This is a genomic window from Burkholderia oklahomensis C6786, from assembly GCF_000959365.1.
GTDB lineage: Bacteria > Pseudomonadota > Gammaproteobacteria > Burkholderiales > Burkholderiaceae > Burkholderia > Burkholderia oklahomensis.
The window spans coordinates 3,283,227-3,296,350 of sequence record NZ_CP009555.1; the positions used below are offsets into that span (position 1 = coordinate 3,283,227).

The 13,124-nt window shown below is 69.4% G+C and carries 9 protein-coding genes; 5 read left to right on the plus strand and 4 right to left on the minus strand.

Annotated features, from left to right (window positions below; translation table 11 throughout):
- Positions 1–5: 5 nt before the first annotated feature.
- From dapE to dapC, 4 genes are all read right to left on the minus strand, one after another.
- A complete protein-coding gene (gene dapE / locus BG90_RS14735) occupies positions 6–1,145 on the minus strand; it encodes a succinyl-diaminopimelate desuccinylase (protein WP_010115957.1) in 1,140 nt (379 codons plus the stop codon).
- A gap of 82 nt (positions 1,146–1,227) precedes the next feature.
- Complete coding sequence (locus BG90_RS14740; RefSeq protein WP_010104655.1) at positions 1,228–1,596, minus strand: ArsC family reductase; 369 nt, start codon at positions 1,594–1,596, stop codon at positions 1,228–1,230.
- The gene (dapD, locus tag BG90_RS14745; RefSeq protein ID WP_010115955.1) at positions 1,596–2,423 is read right to left on the minus strand and encodes a 2,3,4,5-tetrahydropyridine-2,6-dicarboxylate N-succinyltransferase; all 828 of its coding nucleotides are present in this window, start codon (positions 2,421–2,423) and stop codon (positions 1,596–1,598) included. The genes BG90_RS14740 and dapD overlap by 1 nt, the downstream gene beginning before the upstream one ends.
- 56 nt (positions 2,424–2,479) lie before the next feature.
- Positions 2,480–3,718 (minus strand): succinyldiaminopimelate transaminase, encoded by a 1,239-nt coding sequence (gene dapC / locus BG90_RS14750; RefSeq protein WP_010115953.1) that lies wholly within the window; start codon positions 3,716–3,718, stop codon positions 2,480–2,482.
- Positions 3,719–3,978: 260 nt separating this feature from the next.
- Here dapC and BG90_RS14755 point away from each other — a divergent pair, with 260 nt between their 5' ends.
- The 5 genes from BG90_RS14755 to def all read left to right on the plus strand — a co-directional run bounded on the left by BG90_RS14755 (position 3,979) and on the right by def (position 13,016).
- Positions 3,979–4,926, plus strand: a complete 948-nt coding sequence (locus BG90_RS14755; RefSeq protein ID WP_025989886.1) for a DMT family transporter — start codon at positions 3,979–3,981, stop codon at positions 4,924–4,926.
- Between the two features lie 148 nt (positions 4,927–5,074).
- A complete protein-coding gene (gene smc, locus BG90_RS14760) occupies positions 5,075–8,587 on the plus strand; it encodes a chromosome segregation protein SMC (RefSeq protein ID WP_045568317.1) in 3,513 nt (1,170 codons plus the stop codon).
- 81 nt (positions 8,588–8,668) lie between these two features.
- Positions 8,669–9,931, plus strand: a complete 1,263-nt coding sequence (locus tag BG90_RS14765; protein ID WP_038802676.1) for a cell division protein ZipA C-terminal FtsZ-binding domain-containing protein — start codon at positions 8,669–8,671, stop codon at positions 9,929–9,931.
- 479 nt (positions 9,932–10,410) lie between these two features.
- Positions 10,411–12,486, plus strand: a complete 2,076-nt coding sequence (gene ligA, locus BG90_RS14770; protein ID WP_010115939.1) for an NAD-dependent DNA ligase LigA — start codon at positions 10,411–10,413, stop codon at positions 12,484–12,486.
- On the plus strand, positions 12,483–13,016 hold the full coding sequence (gene def, locus BG90_RS14775; RefSeq protein ID WP_010115937.1) for a peptide deformylase: 534 nt from the start codon (positions 12,483–12,485) through the stop codon (positions 13,014–13,016). The genes ligA and def overlap by 4 nt, the downstream gene beginning before the upstream one ends.
- The last annotated feature ends 108 nt before the right edge of the window (positions 13,017–13,124 follow it).

The following is a 13,124-nucleotide window of genomic DNA, read 5'->3' on the forward strand; positions in this document are numbered from 1 at the left end:
CTTCGTCAGGCGATCAGTTGTTCGAGTACGCGGCGGTACACGTTCTTCAGCGGATCGACGAAACGCACTTCGATGTGCTCGTCGATCTTGTGGATGCTGCCGTTCGGCGGGCCGAATTCGATCACCTGCGGGCAGATGCGCGCGATGAAGCGGCCGTCGGACGTGCCGCCCGTCGTCGACAGCTCGGGCGAAACGCCGGTTTCCGCACGGATCGCCTCATCGAGCGCGTTCGACAGCTCGCCGCGCGGCGTGAGGAACGGCAGGCCGCTCACCGACCAGTTCAGCGCGTAGTCGAGCTCGTGCTTGTCGAGGATCGCGTGCACGCGCGCCTGCAGGCCCTCGACGGTGCTCGCCGTCGAGAAGCGGAAATTGAACAGCAGATCCGCGTGGCCCGGGATCACGTTCGTCGCGCCGGTGCCCGCGCGCAGGTTCGATACCTGCCAGGTGGTCGGCGGGAAATATTCGTTGCCTTCGTCCCATTGCTCGGCCGCGAGCTCCGCGAGCGCCGGCGCGAGCAGATGGATCGGGTTCTTCGCGAGATGCGGATAGGCGATGTGGCCTTGCACGCCCTTGACGACGAGCTCGCCCGACATCGAGCCGCGCCGGCCGTTCTTCACGACGTCGCCGAGCGTCGCCGTCGACGTCGGCTCGCCGACGATGCAGTAGTCGAGCCGCTCGCCGCGCGCGCCGAGCGCTTCGACGAGCTTCACGGTGCCGTCCGTTGCGGGCCCTTCCTCGTCGCTCGTGATCAGAAAGCCGATCGAGCCGCGGTGCTGCGGATGCGCGGCGACGAACTCCTCGGCCGCGACGACGAAGCCCGCGAGCGACGTCTTCATGTCGGCGGCGCCGCGGCCGTACAGCTTGCCGTCGCGATGCGTCGGCACGAAGGGCGGGGAGCTCCACTGCTCGAGCGGGCCGGTCGGCACGACGTCGGTGTGGCCTGCGAACGCGAGCAGCTTGCCGTCGCGGCCGGCCGTGCCGCGCTTGACGGCCCAGAAGTTCGTCACGCCGTGCGACGCGATCGTTTCGCATTCGAAGCCGAGCGCGGTGAGGCGCTCGATCATCAGGTGCTGGCAGTGCTGATCGTCGGGCGTGACGGACGCGCGCGCGATCAGTTGTTCGGTAAGGGCTAGGGTGGCGGACATGGTTCGGACCACTTTCGATAAAAAATGCCGGCGCGGTGGCCGGCAGCGATGAGGCTTCTGGCGCGTTCAGCGCAGGCGGCCGCTACGCGGCAAACAGCGCCGTGTACTGGTCGGCCGCGAAGCCGAGCGATTTCACGCGGCCGTTGACGACCAGCACCGGACGCTTGATGACCGACGGCTTGTGGATCATCAGCGCGATCGCGCCGGCCGGCGTTTCGGCGGCCGCCTTCATGTCGTCGGCCAGGCCGCGCCACGTGGTGCCGCGCCGGTTCAGGAGCGCGTCGAGCGACACGTCCTTCAGCCAGTCCTCGACCAGCGGCGCGCTGACGCCGGCTTTCTTGAAATCGTGAAATTCGAACTCGACACCGTGCTCGTCGAGCCACACGCGGGCCTTCTTCACGGTGTCGCAGTTCGGAATGCCGTACACGACCACGGTGCGAGGCTTCGCCATCAGTCGCCTCGCAGCAGTTCGTTCAGGCCGACCTTCGCGCGCGTCTTCGCGTCGACCTTCTTCACGATCACCGCGCAGTACAGGCTGTGCGTGCCGTCCTTCGACGGCAGGTTGCCCGCGACGACGACCGAGCCGGCCGGAATGCGGCCATACGTCACTTCGCCCGTTTCGCGGTCGTAGATCTTCGTGCTCTGGCCGAGGTACACGCCCATCGAGATCACCGAGTTCTCCTCGACGATCACGCCTTCGACGACTTCCGAGCGCGCGCCGATGAAGCAGTTGTCCTCGATGATGACGGGGTTCGCCTGCAGCGGCTCGAGCACGCCGCCGATGCCGACGCCGCCCGACAGGTGCACGTTCTTGCCGATCTGCGCGCACGAGCCGACCGTCGCCCAGGTATCGACCATCGTGCCTTCGTCGACGTACGCGCCGATGTTCGTGTACGACGGCATCAGCACGACGTTCTTCGCGATGAACGAGCCGCGGCGCGCGATGGCGGGCGGCACGACGCGGAAGCCGCCCGCGGCGAAGTCTTCGGCCGTGTAGTTCGCGAACTTCGACGGCACCTTGTCGTAGAACTGCGAGTAGCCGCCCGCCGGCATCGGCGCATTGTCTTCCAGGCGGAACGACAGCAGCACGGCCTTCTTCAGCCACTGGTGCACGGTCCATTCGCCGTCGATCTTCTCGGCGACGCGCAGCGCGCCGCGGTCGAGCTGCTCGATCGCGTGCGCGACGGCTTCGCGGATCTCCGCGGACGCGGCCTTCGGCGACAGCTCGGCGCGGTTTTCCCAGGCGTTATCGATGATTTGCTGAAGTTGTTGCGACATGTTCGTGGCTATGCTGGACGTGGATGATGGATGAATCGGGGGCGCTCGAAGCGCGTTCAGCGGGCGAGGCCGCGGCAGAAGTCGACGATGCGCTGCGCGCCTTCGACGCATTCGGCCGTGCCGGCGACGAGCGCGATCCGGACGAAGTCGCGGCCGGGATTCGCGCCATGCGCGTCGCGGGCGAGATACGAGCCGGGCAGGACCGTCACATTATAGTCGGCGAAGAGGCGCCGGGCGAACTCGGTATCCGACAGGCCGGTCCTCGCGACGTTCGCCCACAGGTAGAACGCGGCGTCGGGCAGGCGCACGTCGACGACGTCGGCGAGCATCGGCGTGACGGCCGCGAATTTCTGCGCGTAGAGCGCGCGGTTCTCGCGCACGTGCGCCTCGTCGCCCCAGGCGGCGACGCTCGCCTTCTGCCAGACGGGCGACAGCGCCGCGCCGTGGTACGTGCGGTACAGCAGGAAGCGCTTCATGAGCGCCGCGTCGCCCGCGACGAAGCCCGAGCGCATGCCCGGCACGTTCGAGCGCTTCGACAGGCTCGACAGCATCACGAGGCGCTCGAAGCCGCGGCCGAGCTCGTGCGCGGCCTCGAGGCCGCCCATCGGCGGCTTCGACTCGTCGAAGTAGATCTCCGAATAGCATTCGTCGGACGCGATCACGAAGCCGTGCTCGTCCGACAGCGCGAACAGCTCGCGCCAGTCGTCGAGCGTCAGCACGGCGCCCGTCGGGTTGCCGGGCGAGCACACGTAGACGAGCTGCGTGCGCGCCCACACGTCGTCCGGCACGACCGAATAGTCGGGCGCGAAGTTGCGCGCCGGGTCGCTGTTGACGAAGTACGGCTCGGCGCCCGCGAGGAGCGCCGCGCCTTCGTAAATTTGATAGAAAGGATTCGGACAGAGTACGATCGGCCTTTCGCCGTTCTGGCCGGCGTTCTCGCCGCGCTTGCCCGCGGCCGGATCGATCACCGCCTGCGCGAGCGAGAAGAGCGCCTCGCGCGAGCCCGATGCGGCGAGCACCTGCGTCGCGGCGTCGATCGCGGGCAGCCCGTAGCGGCGCTCGAGCCAGCGGGCGATCGTCTCGCGCAGCGCATCGGTGCCCGCCGTCGCCGGATACGACGCGAGGCCGTCCAGCGCGGCCGCGGCGGCGTCGCGGATCAGCGCGGGCGTCGCATGCTTCGGCTCGCCGATGCCGAAGCTGATCGGCGGCAGATGCGCGCTCGGCGTCACGCCGGCAAAGAGCGCGCGGAGCTTTTCGAACGGATAGGGCTGAAGCGTATCGAGACGAGGATTCACGGGCTTGGACGGGCGGAGCCGGTAGATGGCCGATCGGACGGGCCGGTTTAAGCGAAACGGGCGCGAAACAGGGGCGCGGCAGGCGCCGCCGGGCGCGGGCGAAGAAGGGCGCGGCGGATGGCGCGCGGGATGCCGGCGTTACCGGCCCGTGCCGGCCTGTTGGGCGCGGCGACGGCGCTCGATTATAGCGTGACATCGGACGGCGGAACGCGCGGCGAACGCGCCGCGGCGCCGTGCGATGAAGGAAAAAGAGGTTCGGTTTGCAAATGAATGAACGAGGGAGCGCCGGCTGGCCGACGCTCGCGATTCTGATCGGCGCGTCGGTATGGGGCCTGATCTGGTATCCGCTGCGTCTCCTGGCGGCGCTCGGCGTGACGGGCACGGCGGCGAGCGCCGCAACGAGCGTCGTCGCCTGCGCGTTCGTGCTGATCGTGCGGCGCAGGTCGATCGCGACGGTGCGCTGGCACTGGCTGCTGCCCGCGCTCGGCGTCGCGGCGGGCGTGACGAATCTCGGCTTCGTCTGGGGCACGATTCACGGCGAAGTGCTGCGCGTGATGCTGCTCTTTTATCTGACGCCCGCGTGGACCGCGATCTACGCGCACTTCATCCTGCACGAGCGGCTCACGCTCGCGGGCGCGGCGCTCGCCGCGCTGTCGCTCGCCGGCGCGATGCTGATGCTGTGGTCGCCGCGGCTCGGCGTGCCGCTGCCGTCGAACCCGGCCGAATGGGCGGGGCTCGCGGCGGGGATGAGCTTCGCGATGAGCAACGTGCTCGTCGTCAAGGCGAGCCGCGAGCTGCCGCGAATGAAGCCCGAGATGCGCACGGCGACGCTCTTCGGCGGCGCGGCCGCGCTCGGCGTCGTCGCGTCGCTCGTCGAAGGCCTGCCGCCGATGCCGGCGGGCGGCGACTTGGGCTTCGCGGCGCTCCTCGTCGTCGGGATCGGCGTGACGGTCGCGGCGAACAACATGCTCGTCCAGCACGGCTTGGCGCGCGTGCCGGCGAACCGCGCATCGATCGTCATGCTGTTCGAGATCGTCGTCACCGCGCTGTCGGCGTGGCTTTTTGCCAACGAAGTGCCGACCGCGCGCGAATGGGCGGGCGGCTTCTGCATCGTCGTCGCGACCCTGCTGTCGAGCCGCGTGCACCGTGGCCGGCCGGCGGACGACGAACCGCGCGAGCCGCGGGACGGCGCGCGCGCGATGGTATGATTGGCCCCATTCGCGGGGCCGACTGCTTGACAGCACGGCCCCGTTTTTCGAATCTTGGGCGTGCGGCGCGCGCGCGGGCCTCGCGGCCGAATCGCGGCGCGCAACGCACGTTCCGAACCGTTTCACACTCTTTACCACCGATACCGCCGTGCGTCTGAGCTCGATCAAACTCGCTGGCTTCAAATCTTTCGTCGATCCCACGCACTTCCAGGTCCCAGGTCAACTGGTCGGCGTGGTGGGGCCGAACGGGTGCGGCAAATCCAACATCATCGACGCCGTGCGCTGGGTGCTCGGCGAATCGCGCGCGTCCGAGCTGCGCGGCGAGTCGATGCAGGACGTGATCTTCAACGGCTCGACGGCCCGCAAGCCCGGCAGCCGGGCGAGCGTCGAGCTCGTGTTCGACAACTCCGACGGCCGCGCGGCCGGCCAGTGGGGCCAGTACGGCGAGATCGCCGTGAAGCGCGTGCTGACGCGCGACGGCACGTCGAGCTACTACATCAACAATCTGCCCGCGCGCCGCCGCGACATCCAGGATATCTTCCTCGGCACGGGTCTCGGCCCGCGCGCGTACGCGATCATCGGCCAGGGGATGATCGCGCGGATCATCGAGGCGAAGCCCGAAGAGCTGCGCGTGTTCCTCGAAGAGGCGGCGGGCGTGTCGAAGTACAAGGAGCGCCGCCGCGAGACCGAGAACCGCCTGCACGACACGCGCGAGAACCTGACGCGCGTCGAGGACATCGTCCGCGAGCTCGGCTCGAATCTCGAGAAGCTCGAAGCGCAGGCGGTCGTCGCGACGAAGTACAAGGAGCTCGTCGCCGACGGCGAGGAGAAGCAACGCCTGCTGTGGCTTTTGCGCAAGAACGAGGCGGCGGCCGAGCAGGACAGGCAGCGCCGCGCGATCGGCGACGCGCAGATCGAGCTCGACGCGCAGACCGCGAGGCTGCGCGAAGTCGAGGCGCAACTGGAGACGCTGCGCGTCGCGCACTATTCGGCGAGCGACGCGATGCAGGGCGCGCAGGGCGCGCTCTATGAAGCGAACGCCGAGGTGAGCCGCCTCGAGGCCGAGATCAAGTTCATCGTCGAGTCGCGCAACCGCGTGCAATCGCAGATCGCGGCGCTCGTCGCGCAGCAGGAGCAGTGGCGCGCGCAGGCCGACAAGGCGCAGGGCGACATCGAGGAAGCGGAAGAAGCACGCGCGGTCGCCGACGAGAAGGCGGCGCTCGCCGAGGACGACGCGGCCGCGAAGCACGACGCGCTGCCCGCGCTCGAGGCGCGCTGGCGCGATGCGCAGACCGGACTGAACGACGAGCGCGGCCGGATCGCGCAGACCGAGCAGGCGCTCAAGCTCGAAGCCGCGCACCAGCGCAATGCCGATCAGCAGCTCCAGCAGCTCCAGCAGCGCCACGAGCGTCTGAAGACCGAGGCGGGCGGCCTCGACGCGCCCGACGAGGCGCAGCTCGAAGAGCTGCGGATGCAGCTCGCCGAGCACGAAGAGATTCTTGCCGAGGCGCAGGCGCGCCTCGCCGACGCGCAGGAGACGCTGCCGCGCCTCGACGCGGAGCGCCGTGCGGCGCACGAGCGCGTGCAGGCCGAGAGCGCGCAGATCCATCAGCTCGAAGCGCGCCTGGCCGCGCTCAAGCAGTTGCAGGAAAACGTGCAGACGGAAGGCAAGATCCAGCCGTGGCTCGACAAGCACGAGCTCGGCGCGCTGCCGCGTCTGTGGAAGAAGCTGCACGTCGAGGCCGGCTGGGAAACCGCGCTCGAAGCGGTGCTGCGCGAGCGGCTCGCGGCGCTCGAAGTGTCGAATCTCGACTGGGTGAAGGCGTTCGCGACCGACGCGCCGCCGGCGAAGCTCGCGTTTTACGCGCCGCCGCCCGCGGGCGAGCCGCTCGCTGCGCCGGGCGCGCTGCGGCCGCTCCTGTCGCTCGTGCGGATCGACGACGCGGGCCTGCGCGCGGTGCTCAACGACTGGCTCGGCACGGCGTTCATCGCCGACGATCTCGCGCAGGCGCTTGCCGCGCGCGCGCAGCTGCCGCAGGGCGGCGCGTTCGTCGTGAAGGCGGGCCACGTCGTCACGCGCTCGGGTGTGCAGCTGTATGCGGCCGATTCCGAGCAGGCGGGGATGCTCGCGCGCCAGCAGGAAATCGAGAATCTGGCGCGGCAGGTGCGCGCGCAGGCGCTCCTGTCGGACGAAGCGAAGGCGGCGGCGATCCGCGCGGAAGCGGCGCACACGCAGGCGTCGCAGGCGCTGACCGAAGTGCGCGCGCAGGCCGAGCGCGCGACGCAGCGCGTGCACGCGCTGCAGATGGACGTGCTGAAGCTCGCGCAAGCGCACGAGCGCTACACGCAGCGCAGCACGCAGATTCGCGAGGAGCTCGAGGAGATCGGCGCGCAGATCGAAGAGCAGCGCGCGCTGCGCGCGGAGTCGGAGGCGAACTTCGAGCGTCACGACGCCGAGCTCGCCGAGCTGCAGGCACGCTTCGAGGACAACCAGCTCGCGTTCGAGGCGCTCGACGAATCGCTGACGAACGCGCGCCAGGAAGCGCGCGAGCTCGAGCGCGCGGCCACCGATGCGCGCTTCGCCGCGCGCCAGTCGGCGAACCGGATCGACGAGCTGAAGCGCACGATCCAGGTCGCGCACGACCAGAGCGAGCGCGTCGCCGCGTCGCTCGAGGACGCGCGCGCGGAGCTCGAGACGATCAACGAGCAGACCGCGCACACCGGCCTGCAGGACGCGCTCGAAGTGCGCGCGGCGAAGGAGCAGGCGCTCGGCGCCGCGCGCGCGGAGCTCGACGACCTGACCGCGAAGCTGCGCGCGGCCGACGAGACGCGCTTGGCGGCCGAGCGCTCGCTGCAGCCGCTGCGCGACCGCATCACCGAGCTGCAGTTGAAGGAGCAGGCGGCGCGGATGACGGGCGAGCAGTTCGCCGAGCAGCTCGCGGCGGCCGAGGTCGACGAGGCCGCGCTGAAGGACAAGCTCACGCCGGACATGAAGCCGTCGTACCTGCAGGGCGAGGTCACGCGGATCAACAACGCGGTCAGCGCGCTCGGCCCCGTCAACATGGCGGCGCTCGAAGAGCTCGCGGCGGCGAGCGAGCGCAAGGTGTTCCTCGACGCGCAATCGGCCGACCTGACGAACGCGATCGAGACGCTCGAGGACGCGATCCGCAAGATCGACCAGGAAACCCGCACGCTGCTGCAGGCGACCTTCGACGAAGTGAACCGCCATTTCAGCGATCTGTTCCCGCGCCTTTTCGGCGGCGGCCAGGCGAAGCTCATCATGACGGGCGACGAGATCCTCGACGCCGGCGTGCAGGTGATGGCGCAGCCGCCCGGCAAGAAGAACGCGACGATTCACCTGCTGTCGGGCGGCGAGAAGGCGCTGACGGCGACCGCGCTCGTGTTCGCGATGTTCCAACTGAACCCGGCGCCGTTCTGTCTGCTCGACGAGGTCGACGCACCGCTCGACGACGCGAACACCGAGCGCTTCGCGAACCTCGTGCGCGCGATGTCGGACAAGACGCAGTTCCTTTTCATCTCGCACAACAAGATCGCGATGGAGATGGCGCAGCAACTGATCGGCGTGACGATGCAGGAGCAGGGCGTGTCGCGGATCGTCGCGGTGGACATGGAAACTGCCGCGGGTTTTGCGCAGAATTGACGTTTGACGAATGGCCCGCGGGCGCGCGGCGCATGGGCGCCCGTCCGCGAGTCCCATGAAAAAGAATTTGATGGAGCGTGCATGGACGAGTTGACACTCGGATTGATCGGCGCGGGCGCCGTCGTGGTGGGCGGCGTCGTGGTCTACAACGCGTGGCAGGGGGCGAAGGTGCGTCGCAGGATGCCGCGCCCGATGCCGCCCGAGGCGGCCGAAGCCGCCGCGCGGCACGAGCGCGACGACGAGGCGCCCTTCATCGAGCCGGTGCGGCAGCCGGCGCGCCGCGAGGCCGCGGCGGGCGGCGCGGCGGGTGCGCAGGGCGACGACGCGGCGCGCGTCGAGCCGACGTTCGGCGGCGCGGCGCCCGCCGACACGCCGGCCGATCTGCAGGCCGAGGCGACGGTTGCGAACGGCGCGGTCGAGCCCGCCGTCGAGACGAGCGGCGGCGAAGCGGCCGCTTCCGTCCCCGCGCACGACGAGCCGGTCGAGCCGGTGCTGCCCGCCGCGACGACGATTTCCGCGGCGCCGCCCGCGATCGTCGATCGCCGGATCGACTGCATCGTGCCGATCCGCCTCGCGGGCCCGCTCGCGGGCGACAAGATCCTGCCCGCCGCGCAGCGGCTGCGCCGCGCGGGCAGCAAGCCGGTGCACATCGAAGGCAAGCCGGAAGGCGGCGGCGCGTGGGAGCTGCTGCAGAGCGGCGTGCGCTACGAAGAGCTGCGCGCGGCCGCGCAGCTCGCGAACCGCGGCGGCCCGCTCAACGAGCTCGAGTTCTCCGAATTCGTGACGGGCGTCCAGCAGTTCGCGGACGCGATCGACGGCGCGCCGGAATTCCCGGACATGATGGAAACGGTGTCGATGGCGCGCGAGCTAGACGGCTTCGCCGCGCAGTGCGACGCGCAGCTGTCGATCAACGTGATGTCGGACGGTGCGCCGTGGTCGGCGAACTACGTGCAGGCGGTCGCGTCGCAGGACGGGCTCCTGCTGTCGCGCGACGGCACGCGCTTCGTGAAGCTCGACGCGAAGCAGAATCCCGTCTTCATGCTGCAGTTCGGCGACACGAACTTCCTGCGCGACGACCTCACGTACAAGGGCGGCAACCTGATCACGCTCGTGCTCGACGTGCCCGTCGCCGACGAGGACATCCTGCCGTTCAGGCTGATGTGCGACTACGCGAAGTCGCTGTCGGAGCGGATCGGTGCGCGCGTCGTCGACGACCAGCGCCGGCCGCTGCCGGAATCGACGCTGCTCGCGATCGAGCAGCAGCTGATGAAGCTGTACGCGCGGCTCGAGGAAGCCGGGATTCCGGCCGGGTCGCCCGTCACGCGGCGGCTGTTCAGCCAGTAAGAGTAAGCGCGGCGTTTCGTTTCCGTTGCGGGGCGGCGTGATTGATGCGAGCCGCGTCGCGGCGGCGCCCACGATCGCAGCTTGCGATCGCGTTGTCGCGCTGCGTCGCGTCATTTGAATCGACCGGACGCAATCAGTCGAATCGTGCCGGTTTGCGTTTCACTCCGGTTTTTGCGGTGCGAAGCGATGTGCGTCCGGCGAGGCTTCGATCGCGGTTGCGATACTCGGCTCGGTCGTCGAGCCGCCGGCTCGAAGGCCCATTGCGTTGCAACCGCGTCGGACGAACGGCCTCGGCCTGCTGCCTCCGGCCGTTCGTCCGATTGTCTTGCGGCACCGCAAGGCCGCCGGCGGCAGCCAGGGGATTCGAATTCCCGATCCCATCCGCTCTTCGCCTTCGTTCGGCCATTCAGCCGATGCCGAAAAGGGCTCGAACTGAGATAATCATCGCCTGATTATCCTCACGAGAAAGTGCCGCCAGCATGGCCCGATCCCCAGTTGAACCGCCCGCCAGCCAGCCGGCCAAGCGCGCCGCGTGGCTGCGCGCCGAGCTCGAGCGGGCGAACTACGCCTATTACGTGCTCGACCAGCCGGAGCTGCCCGACGCCGAGTACGATCGCCTCTTCGTCGAGCTGCAGCAAGTCGAGGCCGAGCACCCCGATCTCGTCACGCCCGAATCGCCGACGCAGCGGGTCGGCGGCGAAGTCGCGAGCGGCTTCACGCCCGTCGTGCACGACACGCCGATGCTCTCGCTCAACAACGGCTTTTCCGACGAAGACGTCGTCGCGTTCGACAAGCGCGTCGCCGACGGCCTCGACAAGGCGACCGACCTCGCCGGCACCGTGACCGATCCCGTCGAATACGCGTGCGAGCTGAAGTTCGACGGCCTCGCGATCTCGCTGCGCTACGAGGACGGCCGGTTCGTGCAGGCGTCGACGCGCGGCGACGGCACGACGGGCGAGGACGTCACCCGGAACATCCGCACGGTCCGCTCGGTCCCGCTGAAGCTGAAGGGCAAGCACGTGCCGCGCGTGCTCGACGTGCGCGGCGAAGTGCTGATGTTCAAGCGCGATTTCGCGCGCCTGAACGAACGTCAGCGCGCGGCGGGTCAGCGCGAGTTCGCGAATCCTCGCAACGCGGCGGCGGGGAGCCTCCGGCAGCTCGATTCGAAGATCACCGCGTCGCGGCCGCTGTCGTTCTTCGCTTACGGGATCGGCGTGCTCGACGGCGTCGACATGCCGGACACCCACGGCGGCCTGCTCGACTGGTACGAGACGCTCGGGCTGCCGGTGAACCGCGAGCGCGCGGTCGTGCGCGGCGCGGCGGGCCTCCTCGACTTCTTCCACGCGGTCGGCGAGCGGCGCGAGTCGCTGCCGTACGACATCGACGGCGTCGTCTACAAGGTGAACCGTCGCGACGAGCAGGAGCGGCTCGGCTTCGTGTCGCGCGCGCCGCGCTTCGCGCTCGCGCACAAGTTCCCCGCGCAGGAGGCGCTGACGAAGCTCGTCGCGATCGACGTGCAGGTCGGCCGCACGGGCGCGATCACGCCGGTCGCGCGCCTCGAGCCCGTGTTCGTCGGCGGCGCGACCGTCACGAACGCGACGCTGCACAACGAAGACGAGGTGCGCCGCAAGGACATCCGGATCGGCGACACGGTGATCGTGCGCCGCGCGGGCGACGTGATTCCCGAGGTGGTGTCGGCCGTGCTCGACCGCCGACCGGCGGATGCGCGCGAATTCGTGATGCCGACGGCATGCCCCGAATGCGGATCGCGGATCGAGCGGCTGCCGGACGAGGCGATCGCGCGCTGCACGGGCGGGCTCTTCTGTCCCGCGCAGCGCAAGCAGGCGCTGTGGCACTTCGCGCAGCGCCGCGCGCTCGACATCGACGGGCTCGGCGAGAAGATCATCGACCAGCTCGTCGAGCAGAACCTCGTGCGCACGCCGGCGGACCTGTTCAACCTCGGCTTCTCGACGCTCGTCGAGCTCGACCGCTTCGCGGAGAAGTCCGCGCAGAACCTGATCGATTCGCTCGACAAGGCGAAGCACACGACGCTCTCGCGCTTCATCTACGCGCTCGGGATCCGGCACGTCGGCGAGTCGACGGCGAAGGATCTCGCGAAGCATTTCGGCTCGCTCGATCCGATCATGGACGCGTCGATCGAAGCGTTGCTCGAGGTCAACGACGTCGGGCCGATCGTCGCCGAATCGATCCATCAGTTCTTCGCCGAGGAGCACAATCGCACGGTGATCGAGCAGCTGCGCGCGCCGGGCCGCGTCACGTGGCCCGAAGGGCCGCCCGCGCCGCGCGCGCCGCAAGGCGTGCTCGCGGGCAAGACCGTCGTGCTGACGGGCACGCTGCCGACGCTCACGCGCGACGCGGCGAAGGAGATGCTCGAGGCGGCGGGCGCGAAGGTCGCGGGCTCGGTGTCGAAGAAAACCGATTACGTCGTCGCCGGCGCCGATGCGGGCAGCAAGCTCGCGAAGGCCGAGGAACTCGGCATTCCGGTGCTGGACGAAGAGGGCATGCACAAACTTCTGGAGGGCCACGCGCGATGATTCGCGAGATTCTGAAGATGGGCGATCAGCGTTTGCTGGAAGTCGCCAGGCCGGTCGAGGCATTCAACACGCCCGAGCTGCACGCGCTCGTCGCGGACATGTTCGAGACGATGCATCACGCGAACGGCGCGGGGCTCGCCGCGCCGCAGCTCGGCGTCGGGCTGCAGGTGATCATCTTCGGCTTTGGCAGCAGCGAGCGCTATCCGGAGGCGCCGCCCGTGCCGGAGACCGTGCTCGTCAATCCGACGGTCGAATATCTGCCGCCCGACATGGAAGAGGGCTGGGAGGGCTGCCTGTCGGTGCCGGGGCTGCGCGGCGTCGTGAGCCGCTACCGGCGCGTGCGCTACAGCGGCTTCGACCAGTTCGGCGAGAAGCTCGAGCGGGTCGCGGAGGGCTTTCATGCGCGGGTCGTCCAGCACGAGTACGACCACCTGATCGGCAAGCTTTATCCGATGCGGATCACCGATTTCTCGAAGTTCGGCTTCACCGACGTGCTGTTCCCGGGGCTCGACGCGCAGTCGGACGACTGACACCGCAAAGCGGCGCGCGCCGCGGCGTCGCGAAGACGGCAGCGGAAACGAAAACGCCCGCGGTTTGGCGGGCGTTTCCTCGTGGCGTGAGCCGGGCAGCCGCTTCGT

What these genes read in the sequence shown, in the direction of transcription:
- dapE (WP_010115957.1), bottom strand. Translation starts at nt 1,145, where the DNA reads ATGTCCGCCACCCTAGCCCTTACCGAACAACTGATCGCGCGCGCGTCC.
- BG90_RS14765 (WP_038802676.1), top strand. Translation starts at nt 8,669, where the DNA reads ATGGACGAGTTGACACTCGGATTGATCGGCGCGGGCGCCGTCGTGGTG.
- def (WP_010115937.1), top strand. Translation starts at nt 12,483, where the DNA reads ATGATTCGCGAGATTCTGAAGATGGGCGATCAGCGTTTGCTGGAAGTC.
- BG90_RS14740 (WP_010104655.1), bottom strand. Translation starts at nt 1,596, where the DNA reads ATGGCGAAGCCTCGCACCGTGGTCGTGTACGGCATTCCGAACTGCGAC.
- ligA (WP_010115939.1), top strand. Translation starts at nt 10,411, where the DNA reads ATGGCCCGATCCCCAGTTGAACCGCCCGCCAGCCAGCCGGCCAAGCGC.
- dapD (WP_010115955.1), bottom strand. Translation starts at nt 2,423, where the DNA reads ATGTCGCAACAACTTCAGCAAATCATCGATAACGCCTGGGAAAACCGC.